We start from the raw sequence: 13,208 nt of genomic DNA on the forward strand, positions 1-13,208 counted from the left end.
GCCGTGATCGGCAGATGCGCGCCTTGGAACGCAAGGCACGCAAACTTGGATTGCAGCTGGTTAAAGCGGCTTAAATTTTAAGAGCAAAAACAATGAGTTATTTTTTGTTTGATAAGAGCGGGCTTGCTCGCGAAGAGGCCAGTGGAGTCATTAGAGATCACAAGGCCGGAAAATGAATCTTGAACGCAGCGCCACCCAACGGTGAATCCCCCAGGGTCAACCGTGCGCCGTAGCTTTCAATAATATCCTTGACCACCGCCAAGCCAATCCCCTGCCCGGGATGCTGGCGATCCAGCCTTTCACCCCGTTGCAGAATCCGTGCACGCTGGTCCGGCGGCACACCCGGCCCGTCATCCTCGATGCACAGCTCACTGCCCTCCAGGCTTTCCACCAGGCTGATGCGCACTTCGCTCAAACACAGGCGGTAAGCGTTTTCCAGCAGGTTGCCGAGCAATTCCAGCAAGGCGCCCTTCTCGATGGGCACGTCGCATTCATCCGGCAGTTCAAAGGAGACGGTGACGCGTTTGTCGCGGTAGACCTTGTCCAGTGTGTCGCACAGGCTTTGCAGCACCGGCGCCAGGCGTACCTGGTGGCGCACCAGGCCGCTTTTGCGCAGGCTGGCGCGTTGCAACTGGTAACTGATCTGCTGGCTCATGCGCTCAATCTGCGACTGCAAAACCCAGGCCTGGTCGCGATCTTCCGGGCGCTGGGCCATGTCTTCGCTCACGCCCTGCAACACCGCCAGCGGGGTTTTCAGGCTGTGGGCCAAATCGTCGAGGGAGTCGCGGTAGCGCGCACGTTGCTCACGTTCGCTGTGCAGCAAACGGTTGAGGGAGCCGGTGAGGCGCAGCAATTCGCGGGGGTGTTGTTCACTAAGGCTCTCTCGGGTGCCGCCTTCGATCTGGTCGAGTTCCTGGCTAAGCCGCCGCAAGGCTTGTAAGCCCCAGGTCAGGCCCAGCCAGAGCAAGGTCAGCAACACCAGCAACGCCGCACCAAAACCCAGGTAAAGGTTTTCGCGCAGGCCCTCGAGGGTCAGTTGATATTCACGCACCGGTTGCAGGGCGACGATACTGAACGCCGCGCTCTTGCCGCCCAGCAACCTGACCTCGACGTCATATACAAAGAATTCCTGACCATTGGCCTCACGAATTCGCGCAAATTCATTACCGCGCCCGTCGTAGCGCGGTTTGTAGTTGATGTTTTCTTCTTTGGTCGCCCGCGAACGCCACACTAGGTGGCCCTCGCGGTCGTAGATATAGCCGAGCAGGCGGCTGTCGGTGAGGTTGAAACGTTCGTCCGGCAACTGCGCCGGCATCTGCAGGCGGTTATTGTCGACCCGCGCGGCGGAAATCAGGGTGGTGACGTCCGACGCCAGGCGCTGCTTGATGGAATCCTGCAATGCCAGGCTGAACGCACCCTGCATGGCCGGCAACAAACCCAGCATAAACAGCACGGCCAGGGTGGCGGCCGCCAGCATCAAGCGCACGCGTAACGAGCGAATCAACGGCAGCGCTCATTGAACAGGTAGCCCAGGCCACGCACGGTGTCGATCGGCTTGAACCCAACCGGGCCTTCCAGCTTGCGGCGCAGGCGACCGACCAGCACTTCGATGACATTTGGATCACGCTCGTCATCATCAGGGTAAAGCTGCTCCATCAAACGGTCCTTGGCGACCACTTGCTGGTGGTGGCGCATCAGGTATTCGAGAATCCGGTATTCGTAGGCGGTCAGCGCCAGGGGCTGTTCGTCCAGGGACGCTTGCTTGCGGTTAAGGTCCAGCAGCAACGGCCCGGCCACGATGGTCGACTGGGTGAAACCACTGGAGCGACGCAGCAACGCGTTCATCCGCGCTTCCAGCTCTTCGAACTGGAACGGCTTGACCAAGTAGTCGTCCGCGCCGGCAGCCAACCCTTCGACCTTGTCCTGCCAGTTGCCGCGAGCCGTGAGGATCAGGATCGGAAAGGTCTTGGCCTGGGTACGCAGTTGGCGGATCAGGTCCAGCCCACCCAGGCCGGGCAGGCCCAGGTCGATGATGGCCAAGTCATGGTTGAATTGGCCCGTCTGGTAGAGGGCCTCTTCGGCATTGGCCACGGCCTCGACCACGTGGCCGCTGTCGGTCAGGCGGGTAAACAGGTGATGGCGCAGCAGCGCCTCATCTTCCACCACCAGCAATTTCATAAGGCTCTCCAAAGCAAATCAACTGTCCGACAGAGGGATATCATAGCGGCCCTGCAGATCTTGCGGGCGCAGTTTAATACCATTGAACTGACCGGTCAGGTGTTCATAGCCAGCGCGGTAGGCCGGCTGCGGGGTTACAAGGCCAAGGGACTGGCCCCAAGGCGTAGGTTGGCTGCCAGCGTCTTCGACGCTGACACGCTGAATCAAAGTGCTGGTTTTTCGGGTCTTTTCTTTGCCGAATGCGGCAAAGGCACCATCGGCGGCCTGGGCCCCTGCAGTGGCACTGAGCATGGTTAACGCCAACATCAGCTTTTTGATCGCACTCATGGTGCTTACCTCCACGCGTTTTGGCTGTAGGACCAGACTACGCAGGCGCCCCTGAACTCCCCCTGAACAGGCTCTGAACCGCACCTGAACCGCAGCGGGCTATCCTGTTGCCCATCAACTCGGCAAAATACCGCCCATGAATTCCCTACCCGCTTGCTGCACTCCGCTCGACGCCCATTGGCCGCTGCCCGATCCCTTGCCGGGCACGGTGTTTTTCAGCACCCGGTTTGACCCAGCCTTATTAGCGCCAGGCGACTTCCAGCGCAGTGCCGTGCCGCCCCCCGCGAGCATCCAGCGTTCAGTGGCCAAGCGTCAGGCCGAGTTCCTGGCCGGCCGGCTGTGCGCCCGCGCGGCACTGCAACAGCTCGATCACTTCGATTGCGTGCCGGCCATCGGTGAAGACCGCGCACCGGTGTGGCCCGCGCACATCTGTGGCTCCATCACCCACAGCACCGGGCATGCCGCTGCGATTGCCGCGCACACGGCACAATGGCGCGGGCTTGGGATGGACCTGGAGAATGTGCTGACGCTGGAGCGGGCTGAACGGCTGGCCGGGGAAATCCTGACTGCCGATGAAATGCGGCGTATGGCCGCCCTCCCGCGAGAGCAGGTCGCATTGCTGGTGACGCTGACGTTTTCCGCCAAGGAGAGCCTGTTCAAGGCGCTCTATCCTATTGTGCAGAAGCGTTTTTATTTTGAGCATGCGGAGTTGCTGGAGTGGTCCGAGTCGGGCCAACTGCGGCTACGGTTGCTGACGGATCTTTCCAGTGAGTGGTGCCATGGCAAGGCGTTGGTGGGGCAGTTTGCGGTGACCGATGGGCAGTTGTTGAGCCTGGTGGCTATCAGCGCCTGATCGATCGCTTTCGCGAGCCAGCCCGCGAAGGCGGCATCAGGGTTTCTCTTGATCCCTGGGCCAACTCAGACTGAAGCACGCCCCTCCTAAATTGTTGCTCTTGCTGATCAACGCCCGGCCGCCGTGCCAGTAGATAATCCGACGCACAATCGATAAGCCCAGGCCATGCCCACCCGAGGCGCGAGTGCGGCTGTCGTCAAGGCGCAAGAACGGCGTGAAGATGCGCTCCCAAGCGCTTTCCGGCACGCCAGGGCCGTCGTCTTCCACGTCGACGCGGCAGCGCACCTGGCCCACCTGATAACTGATCAGCACGCGGCCTTGGGCGTGGCGCATGGCGTTGCTCACCAGGTTCTGCAGGGCACGGTGCAAATAACGCGGCTCGGCGTCGACCCAGGCGTCATCCCAATGCGTCGAAGACAGGCAGATACCCCGCGCCACGTTGATCTGCGGGCGCAGTGGCGATAATTCGCCGATCACCTGATCGAGCAGCGCATTGAGGTCGACCCGCTGGAAATTCAGCTCCGGCGAGCCCTGTTCCAGACGCGCATAAGTGAGCATTTCATCGACCAGGCCATCGAGGTCCTGGATGTCGCTGTCCATGCCCTCCAGGTATTTGCGCCGTGCCTCAGGGGTGGTGGCATCGCCGACCATCTCCAGGCCGAAACGCAGACGCGCCACGGGCGTGCGCAGTTCGTGGGACACCGCACGCACCAGTTCACGCTGGATCGCCAGCAACTGCTGCAAGTGCTCGGCCATGCCATTGAACGCTGCAGCGAGGCGCCCCACCGAGTCAGCGCCACGGGCCGGCACGCGGACTTCCAGGTTGCCCTTGGCAATGCGTGTGGCGGCGGCTTCCAGGCCGCGCAAGCGACGTTCAAGCTGACGCACCAATAGATAGACGATCAGACCGATCAGGGTCAGGCCGATCAAGGCGATCAAGATCAGCCACTGCGCCGGATAAGGGTTCATCTGATACAGGGGGCCGAGCTCCAACACCCACGGCGTGCCAACCATGCCGGCAAACACGCGGATCGAATCGCCGCCCTTGCCCAGGGCCATCACTGTATCGCCTTCCGATACGCGACGGCGTTGGTCTTCGTCCATATCAGCCTGGTCGAGGGTCATCAAGTGCATGTCGAAGCCAAAACCCTTGGCTTCTTTTATGTCTGCCAGGCGCTGCGGCTGTTCGGCCACCGGGAAGCGCACCAGTTCGTCGGCGAGCAGGTAGATCGTCGCGCGCGCCAGTTGCTCACTGATCTGCTGCACCTCCCCCTCCAGCACGAGAGGTTCCTGGGCACTGACCAATCGCAGCACCCGCGCGGCGTGAGGCCCAGTCTGTTGCACCAGCACTTGGCCACGTTGCAGGCTGTTGCGCTGGCTCAAGTCCAAGTGCGCATCGGCCAGGGGGCGCAATTCCAGCGGGATCCCCAGCAAACGCTCCCACACCGCCAGGGCGCGTTGGCGCTCGATGGGACTCATGGGCTGCAGGTTGTCGCCCATCAAGGCAAAGGTGCCATGGGCCAGGCGCTCGCGGTACTGGCCGCTGCGCACCTCGTTGAGCAGGTGCAGGGCCAGTACGCCGAGCAGCGCCACCAGAATCAGCGCTGCGCACATGCCGCCGTAGATACGCAGGAAGATCGAATTCACAGCGGCATGTCGGCGGCGGCTTCGGGGACGAACAAATAGCCTTTGCTGCGGACGGTCTTGATCAGACGTGGGTGGATCGGGTCGTCGCCGATTTTCGGGCGGATGCGCGAGATGCGCACATCAATCGAACGGTCCTGGCCGTCGTAGCCGATACCACGCAAGGCGATGAAGATTTCTTCGCGGGACAGGATGCGACCGGCATTCGCCACCAGCAGCCAGAGCAGGTCGAATTCGGCACTGGTCAACTCGATACCGTCATTATTCAACCAGGCCTCGCGCAGGGCATTGTCCACCACCAAACGGCCGAATTGCAGGCGGCGCTGATTCTCTACCGCAGGCGGTTCCGCCGGTTCGCTGCGCCGCAGCAGGGCCTGGATGCGTGCCAGCAACAGACGCGGGCGCACGGGTTTGCACACGTAGTCATCGGCGCCCATGTCCAGGCCCATCACCTGGTCCATGTCGTCGGTGCGCGCGGTGAGCATCAGGATCACGCCGTCATAGCGCTCGCGCACCTTGCGGCAGATGCTCAGGCCGTCTTCGCCGGGCAGCATCAGGTCCAGAATCACCAGGTTCGGTTGCTCGGCGATGATACGCGCGGCCGCCTGGGCGCCATCGCCTTCCACTGACACCCGCAGGCCATTGCTCTCCAGATACTCACGGGTCAGTTCGGCCAGTCGCTGGTCGTCCTCGACGATCAGTATTTGCCAGGCTTCTTGCTCCACGGGTGGTCCTCGTTGTTATTAGAAACTGCGTTGGCCATACCCTGTTTGTCATGTTTTAAGGGCATAACAATGGCCGATTGTAGCCATGCCCCAACCCCCAAACACAAGTTGGGAAATCCATTCGGTGATCGCGTTTTTTTGTGATAGGGTTCGCGCCCTCAAAAATCCAACCCGCTGTTTTTATCTTGGAATATCCGGTGACAAACGGCCGAATCCAGCAGCAATGCGGCCTACACGGGTGCTCCACGTTTCATACACATTTTACCCACAACGTTATCCACAGGTAGTGCGTTGCTAAGACCCCCAAAACGCATTATCTTGTAGCCCGGCGCTAAAAAAACCCTACATGTAGCGTTTTGAGCGAAAAAACCAAACACAGATCAGACAAGAAACTCAAGCCCTTTCTTGCACTCGCTTGGTTGAACCCACGCATTTTTTGAAAGCCCAAACCGCGCACGCGGATGGCAGCCGTTTTCAAGCTCATACAGCGGAAAACGGTACGGGTGTTGCAGTGCCTGAACCTGGCAACTGTCACCCACCAGGAATACGGCCAAGGGCTTTTCAGCCCCGATCCGAAGACTTCGGCATGGAAGCGGCGCGTATAGCTCCCTTCCTCCTGTCCCGAAGTTGTTATGCCAGGCCCAGGCCTGCTGTAAGTGCTTCAGGACGGAACGGTGGGCACCGAGATGGTGCCCAAATAAATATAGAATGTGGAGACACCCCCCCATGCAAACCGACACAACTCGCGAGAACCCGCAGGGCTCCGTGCCGCAGGCCGCTGATTCGAACCTGGATCTGTCCGCCACTGCACCTGGCCAATTGCGCGTGATCAAGCGTAACGGCACTGTCGTTCCTTACACCGATGACAAAATCACCGTCGCGATCACCAAAGCGTTTCTTGCAGTTGAGGGCGGCACCGCTGCCGCTTCGTCGCGCATCCACGACACCGTTGCCCGCCTGACCGAACAAGTCACCGCGACCTTCAAGCGTCGCATGCCCTCGGGCGGCACCATCCACATCGAAGAAATCCAGGACCAGGTCGAACTGGCCCTGATGCGTGCCGGCGAGCAAAAAGTTGCCCGTGACTACGTGATCTACCGTGATTCGCGTGCCAAGGAACGTGCCGTGCGCACTCCGGCCGACGAAGCCGCCGTTCAAGCGCACCCATCGATCCGCATCACCCTGGCCGACGGTACCTTTGCACCGCTGGACCTGGGCCGCCTGAACACCATCATCACCGAGGCCTGCGAAGGCCTCGAAGAAGTCGACGGTGACCTGATCCAGCGCGAAACCCTGAAGAACCTGTACGACGGCGTGGCCCTGACCGACGTCAATACCGCCTTGGTAATGACCGCCCGTACCCTGGTTGAACGTGAGCCGAACTACTCGTTCGTGACCGCGCGCCTGCTGATGGACACCCTGCGTGCCGAAGGCCTGGGCTTCCTCGGTGTCGCCGACAGCGCTACCCACCACGAAATGGCCGACCTGTACGCCAAGGCCCTGCCGGCCTACATCGCCAAGGGTATCGAATTCGAATTGCTGAACCCGATCCTGGCCACTTTCGACCTGGAAAAACTCGGCAAGGCAATCAACCACGAGCGCGACCAGCAGTTCACGTACCTGGGCCTGCAAACCCTTTACGACCGTTACTTCATCCACAAGGACGGTATCCGCTTCGAACTGCCGCAAGTGTTCTTCATGCGCGTGGCCATGGGCCTGGCGATTGAAGAGAAGCACAAAGAAGACCGTGCCATCGAGTTCTACAACCTGTTGTCGTCCTTTGACTACATGTCGTCGACCCCGACCCTGTTCAACGCCGGCACCCTGCGTCCACAGCTGTCTAGCTGCTACCTGACCACCGTGCCGGATGACCTGTCGGGCATCTACCACGCGATCCACGACAACGCCATGCTGTCCAAATTCGCTGGCGGCCTGGGCAACGACTGGACGCCAGTACGTGCCTTGGGTTCGTACATCAAGGGCACCAACGGCAAGTCCCAGGGCGTTGTGCCGTTCCTCAAAGTTGTGAACGACACCGCCGTAGCGGTCAACCAGGGCGGCAAGCGCAAAGGCGCGGTGTGTGCCTACCTGGAAACCTGGCACATGGACATTGAGGAGTTCATCGAGCTACGCAAGAACACGGGTGATGACCGTCGTCGTACCCACGACATGAACACCGCCAACTGGATCCCTGACCTGTTCATGAAGCGAGTCTTCGATGACGGCCAGTGGACCCTGTTCTCGCCCTCCGAAGTTCCGGACCTGCACGACCTGACCGGCAAGGCCTTCGAAGAGCGCTACGAGTACTACGAAGCGCTGTCCCAGTACCCTGGCAAGATCAAGCTGTTCAAGACCATCCAGGCCAAAGACCTATGGCGTAAAATGCTGTCGATGCTGTTTGAAACCGGCCACCCATGGCTGACCTTCAAAGACCCGTGCAACCTGCGCAGCCCGCAGCAACACGTGGGCGTGGTCCACAGCTCGAACCTGTGCACCGAGATCACCTTGAACACCAACAAGGACGAGATCGCCGTTTGCAACCTGGGCTCGATCAACCTGCCGAATCACATCGTCAACGGCAAGCTGGACACCGCCAAGCTGGAACGCACCGTCAACACCGCCGTCCGTATGCTCGATAACGTGATCGACATCAACTACTACTCGGTGCCACAGGCGCAGAATTCCAACTTCAAGCACCGTCCGGTCGGCCTGGGCATCATGGGCTTCCAGGACGCGCTGTACCTGCAGCACATTCCTTACGGTTCGGATGCAGCGGTCGAATTCGCCGACAAGTCCATGGAAGCGGTCAGCTACTACGCGATCCAGGCTTCCTGCGACTTGGCTGACGAGCGCGGCGCCTACGAGACGTTCCAGGGTTCGCTGTGGTCCAAAGGCATCCTGCCGCTGGATTCTCAACAGATCCTGATCGAGCAACGTGGCCAGAAGTACATCGACGTTGACCTGGAAGAATCCCTGGACTGGGCGCCGGTACGTGCCCGTGTGCAGAAGGGCATTCGTAACTCCAACATCATGGCCATCGCTCCGACCGCCACCATCGCCAACATCACTGGCGTATCGCAGTCGATCGAACCGACCTACCAGAACCTGTATGTGAAATCGAACCTGTCCGGCGAATTCACCGTGATCAACCCGTACCTGGTTCGCGACCTGAAAGCCCGCGGTCTGTGGGACTCGGTCATGATCAACGACCTGAAGTACTACGACGGTTCCGTGCAGCAGATCGAGCGCATCCCGCAAGAACTCAAAGAGCTCTACGCGACTGCCTTCGAAGTGGACACCAAGTGGATCGTTGACGCCGCCAGCCGTCGCCAGAAGTGGATCGACCAGGCGCAGTCCCTGAACCTGTACATCGCCGGCGCTTCGGGCAAGAAGCTGGACGTGACCTACCGCATGGCGTGGTACCGTGGCCTGAAAACCACTTACTACCTCCGTGCCCTGGCAGCGACCAGCACCGAGAAGTCGACCATCAACACCGGCAAGCTGAACGCAGTTTCCAGCGGCGGCAACCACGGTGATGACTCGGTACTCGCCGCTCCAGCAGGTCCGGCCCCGGTGCCAAAGGCTTGTGCGATTGACGAGCCGGATTGCGAAGCTTGCCAATAAGCTAAGCCAATCCCAGGCTGAAACGCCCGGGATTGAATGAAACCGATAACCTCTGTACTCGCTGGGGTTATCGGTTTTTTATTGGCGGTCATTTAAACGCATACGCGTTACCGGGCCGTGGCGCCTGGCCCCGCTGCCCCCATAGCTCGATGCTGCCGCCTATCACGGCCATCGAATGACCACCATAATCAACGACACCCAACTTGCCGCTTGCAAGTTCAGAACTCGAAGAGTTCCTGTACAAACCTTTCAAGCCAAGCCTATCCAGCGCTTCCCAGCCCATTTCTCCATTGTTCAAACTTTGCATCGCATGAGCAAGACTCTGCTTTGCGACATTTTTGTCATCATCGAACCCATTACCCTCCATCTGCGCTCGCTTGGCACTCGCCGCGTACATGAAGTTAGCATCGGCCATCATGGTCGGATCATCACCCTGGAACTGTGCATACCTCGCTGCCTGCTTCAATTCGGCCTTGGATAAATGCAGCTCGAACCCATCCCGCATCTTTACGTCGTAGCCATCTCCCACTCCTTTGACGTCCTTGAAGACGTCCGTGGGCTTCTGGCCAAACTGCATCATTGATGCCTTTATGGCTGAAACGGTGACACAGTTTCCATCCGGACCTTGCTTGAAACCACTCCAGATATTGCCGTCCCCCCTGCCTACGCCCGGTTTCTTGCCAGGGTTACTGTGGTCAGGTTTGTAGTCGAAGTGGCGCGCACCCTCAGTGAATGGTTTGTTGGTCATGGGTTCGCTGCCGCCGAAATCCCGTGGATTGACCCTGCGTCCACCGCCGCCGCCACCTCCTCCCGGTGAAGGCGGAGGCGGAGCAACATCCTCATTCTCGGGAAATAGCGCCTTCAGCAGCCGCTTGAGAAATTCAAGAAACTGCTGATCAGCCTGATCGATCAGCTTGTTAAGGATGTCCTTGAATGTTGCATCACCCAGCTGCTCACGCAGCTTGTTCAACTTATCGCGTGTGTCCTGAACCGTTTGGGTCTTACCTGTTTGCTGCGCATCAAACAGTTCGCTGAGCAGCGTCTTGATCGCGGTCACTTCGGCAACCGGCGCAACCGGTGTTGCCCTCCCTGGCGCTGCACCGGGTACAGAAACTGCGCGTCCGGCACCTGGCCCGAAAATCCCAGAACTCCACATATCCCGCGCCCTCCCAATGATTGGTGAGCCTCTGGGGCTCTGATCCGATCAGTGGCAAGACGGGGACTGGACGTTCCCCACCAAACGATTCAGCGCGTAACCCTAGTGGTCGCAGGTATTTTTCTTACGCCCACAAAAAAGCCCCTCTTACGAGGGGCTTCTTATGGAGCACGACTGCATCACGTCATCTGAATGATGGTCTGCATAATGGTGCTCTGGGTGGAGATGGTCTTGGCGTTCGCCTGGTAGTTGCTCTGGGCCTTGATCAGGTCCACCAACTCGTTGGTCAGGTTGACGTTGGAGTTCTCCAGGGAGTTGGCCACGATCGAACCCAGGGTACCGGATTGCGGAGTGTCGTAACCCGGTTGACCCGAGGCGAAGGTCTCTCTCCAAGTGGTGCCGCCCGACGGCTGCAAACCTTGTTCGTTGTTGAAGCTGGCCAGGGAAATCTGGCCGATGGCCTTGCTCTGCTGGTTGCTGAACGTGGCGAACAGTACGCCGCTGCCGTCGATTTTCAGGCCGGTGATCTGCCCGGTAGCGTAACCATCGGTGGTCGGCGGGTTGCGGTAACTGGCCGAGTTGTACTGGGTGACATTGCCCAGATTGACGGCAATATCCGGCGCTGTAGCGTTGTTTGGCGCCCATGTACCGTTGGTCACCGTACCCGGGACCCAACCCGTGAGTGTCAGGGTCGTGCCGACCACACCTGTACCGGTGACCCCCAGAAGCTTACCGGCACCGTCAAAGGTATAGGTCGCCGGCACGGGGGCGGTGGCGCCGGTGGTTGTAGGCTTAGAGCCATCCAGGTTACGGCCGTCGATCAACGTGTAAGCCTTCCACTCGTTGGCGTCCGATTTCACCATGTACTGCACCATTTCGTGGGAGTTACCCTGGGCGTCATACAACGTGGTGCTGTTCTGGGTGGTAAAGGTGCTCGTATCAGTAGGATCAAACAGCTTGGTAACCTGGTCGATCACCGGCGACGACGAGTTCAGGTTACTGGTGGAATCCACCTTGGTGGACGCCTTGGGTGGCAGGTACGACAGGTTCAGTTGCAGGTCGGTCAAGCCGCCCTTGACGATTTGGCCGTCCGCGTCCGCGGCGTAGCCTTGCAAGCGCGAAGTGCCGGTATTGTTGGTGATATAGCCGTCTTTGTCGGCACGGAAGGCACCGCTGCGGGTGTACTCCAGCGAGCCGTCGCTGCCCTTCTGAACGAAGAAGCCACCGCCCTGGATCGCCATGTCCAGCACGCCGCCGCTGTTGTTGACGTCACCCTGGGTGAACTGCTGGGACACAGCCGCCAGGTTCACGCCGTTGCCGATGCTGTTCTGGCCGGTGCCCAGCTTGGAGGCCGCGTAGATGTCCGCGAACTCCGCACGGGACGACTTGAAGCCAGTGGTCGCGACGTTGGCGATGTTGTTGCCGGTCACGTCCAGTTGTTTGTTGGCCGCATAGAGGCCGCTAAGGCCGATATTAAAAGACATGTTTCTCTCCCTCTGCCGTAGTTAGCCGGCTCTATGTACCGATAGTCTGGATTTGCGACAGCCTGACGCTGCCCATGCCGCCTGCAAGGTTCAGCAGCATTTCGCCGCCGGTCTTGCTCAACGTCACGCTGGTTACCGTTGCCGGCAGCGAAGTTGCCAAGGCAACCGCGTCGCCGTTGTCATTCTTGGTAGTGGCCGCGAAGGTGTAAGTGCCCGCTGGGGCGACCTCACCCTTGTCGTTCTTGCCATCCCAGATAAAGTCGGAGTTACCTGCACTCTGGGCGCCCGTATCAATAGTGCGCACCACGTTGCCGTCTTTGTCGGTGATCTTGATGGCGACGTTGCCTGTCGCCGCAGTCACTGCAACTGAACCGGTCATGCTCTTGCTGGTGTCCACCAGCGCCTTGTCGGTCTGGGTGATGATCGAACGCCCTACCAGCGACGACGCCTGCAAAGCTTGCGACGAGCTGAAGTTGCTCGAGATGTTGTTCACCGAGTCGTTCAGGGTGTTGATGCCTTCCAGGCTGCTGAACTGCGCCAACTGGGCCACGAACGCGCCGTTGTCTTGCGGCGACAACGGGTCCTGGTTTTTCAGTTGGGTCACCAGCAGTTGCAGGAACGCATCCTTGCCCAGCGACTGGCTGCCCGTCGCCGTCTTGGCTGCATCACCGACGCTGCTGTTGTCTGTCGCGGCCTTGACCTTGGAGTTGAAAAGGTCCTGGACTGCCGTGTTGTTACTCGTATCAACGATGGCCATTATTTGGCGCCCCTTATCACTGACCCAGGGTCAGGACCTTCTGCATCATGGTTTTGGCGGTGTTCATCATTTCCGCATTGGTCTGGAACGAACGGCTGGCGGAAATCATGTCGGCCATTTCCTCAACCACGTTGACGTTGGGGTAGTAGACATAACCCTTTTCGTTCGCGGCGGGATGGTTGGGTTCGTAGCGGGCTTCAAGGTTGCTCTGGTCTTCGACCACACCAAGCACCTGGACGCCAGAACCGGCATTACCCTGGTCCTGGAACAGCGAATCGCTGCCGCCAGCCTGGCCACCCTGGAACATGGTGGCGAACACCGGGTGACGGGCACGGTAGGTCTGGTCAATGCTCGAAGACACGGTCTCGGCGTTGGCGATGTTACTGGCGACGGTGTTCAAACGCGTGGTCTGCGCGCTCATGCCACTGCCGGCAATATTGAAAACACTGGACAGGGACAT

The 13,208-nt window shown here is 59.7% G+C and carries 11 protein-coding genes; 2 read left to right on the forward strand and 9 right to left on the reverse strand.

Features of this window, described 5'->3' with window-relative positions:
* Window positions 1-157: 157 nt before the first annotated feature.
* From AACY36_RS26525 to AACY36_RS26535, 3 genes are read right to left on the reverse strand one after another with little or no spacing between them, the layout of a single operon-like run.
* Window positions 158-1,504 (reverse strand): ATP-binding protein, encoded by a 1,347-nt coding sequence (locus AACY36_RS26525; RefSeq protein WP_339420894.1) that lies wholly within the window; start codon window positions 1,502-1,504, stop codon window positions 158-160.
* A complete protein-coding gene (locus AACY36_RS26530; RefSeq protein WP_339420892.1) occupies window positions 1,501-2,178 on the reverse strand; it encodes a response regulator in 678 nt (225 codons plus the stop codon). The genes AACY36_RS26525 and AACY36_RS26530 overlap by 4 nt, the downstream gene beginning before the upstream one ends.
* A gap of 18 nt (window positions 2,179-2,196) precedes the next feature.
* Entirely contained in the window at window positions 2,197-2,505 is a 309-nt protein-coding gene (locus AACY36_RS26535) for a hypothetical protein (RefSeq protein ID WP_339437447.1), read from the reverse strand.
* 136 nt (window positions 2,506-2,641) lie between these two features.
* Between AACY36_RS26535 and AACY36_RS26540 the strand changes: the two genes are divergently transcribed.
* Complete coding sequence (locus AACY36_RS26540; RefSeq protein ID WP_339420888.1) at window positions 2,642-3,358, forward strand: 4'-phosphopantetheinyl transferase family protein; 717 nt, start codon at window positions 2,642-2,644, stop codon at window positions 3,356-3,358.
* A 36-nt stretch (window positions 3,359-3,394) separates the two neighbouring features.
* On the opposite strand, the gene AACY36_RS26545 is transcribed toward AACY36_RS26540, so the two are convergent.
* Together AACY36_RS26545 and AACY36_RS26550 are read right to left on the reverse strand one after the other, a co-directional pair.
* Window positions 3,395-5,005 carry an ATP-binding protein gene (locus AACY36_RS26545; protein WP_339420886.1) on the reverse strand — a complete coding sequence of 537 codons (1,611 nt, stop codon included), beginning with the start codon at window positions 5,003-5,005 and terminating at the stop codon, window positions 3,395-3,397.
* On the reverse strand, window positions 5,002-5,727 hold the full coding sequence (locus AACY36_RS26550; RefSeq protein WP_339467752.1) for a response regulator: 726 nt from the start codon (window positions 5,725-5,727) through the stop codon (window positions 5,002-5,004). Before AACY36_RS26550 ends, AACY36_RS26545 begins: the two co-directional genes overlap by 4 nt.
* Before the next feature lie 726 nt (window positions 5,728-6,453).
* On the opposite strand from AACY36_RS26550, the gene AACY36_RS26555 reads away from it, so the two are divergent.
* On the forward strand, window positions 6,454-9,351 hold the full coding sequence (locus AACY36_RS26555) for a ribonucleoside-diphosphate reductase subunit alpha (RefSeq protein ID WP_339420882.1): 2,898 nt from the start codon (window positions 6,454-6,456) through the stop codon (window positions 9,349-9,351).
* Window positions 9,352-9,439: 88 nt separating this feature from the next.
* On the opposite strand, the gene AACY36_RS26560 is transcribed toward AACY36_RS26555, so the two are convergent.
* From AACY36_RS26560 to flgC, 4 genes are all read right to left on the reverse strand, one after another.
* Window positions 9,440-10,507 carry a hypothetical protein gene (locus AACY36_RS26560; protein WP_370467922.1) on the reverse strand — a complete coding sequence of 356 codons (1,068 nt, stop codon included), beginning with the start codon at window positions 10,505-10,507 and terminating at the stop codon, window positions 9,440-9,442.
* 179 nt (window positions 10,508-10,686) lie between these two features.
* On the reverse strand, window positions 10,687-11,991 hold the full coding sequence (flgE, locus tag AACY36_RS26565; RefSeq protein WP_339420740.1) for a flagellar hook protein FlgE: 1,305 nt from the start codon (window positions 11,989-11,991) through the stop codon (window positions 10,687-10,689).
* Between the two features lie 31 nt (window positions 11,992-12,022).
* Entirely contained in the window at window positions 12,023-12,748 is a 726-nt protein-coding gene (gene flgD, locus AACY36_RS26570; RefSeq protein ID WP_339420741.1) for a flagellar hook assembly protein FlgD, read from the reverse strand.
* Between the two features lie 16 nt (window positions 12,749-12,764).
* Window positions 12,765-13,208, reverse strand: a complete 444-nt coding sequence (gene flgC, locus AACY36_RS26575) for a flagellar basal body rod protein FlgC (RefSeq protein WP_065873987.1) — start codon at window positions 13,206-13,208, stop codon at window positions 12,765-12,767.

The sequence above is a fragment of the Pseudomonas sp. EA_15y_Pfl1_P101 genome, assembly GCF_963970835.1.
In the GTDB taxonomy this organism is placed as follows: domain Bacteria; phylum Pseudomonadota; class Gammaproteobacteria; order Pseudomonadales; family Pseudomonadaceae; genus Aquipseudomonas; species Aquipseudomonas tritici.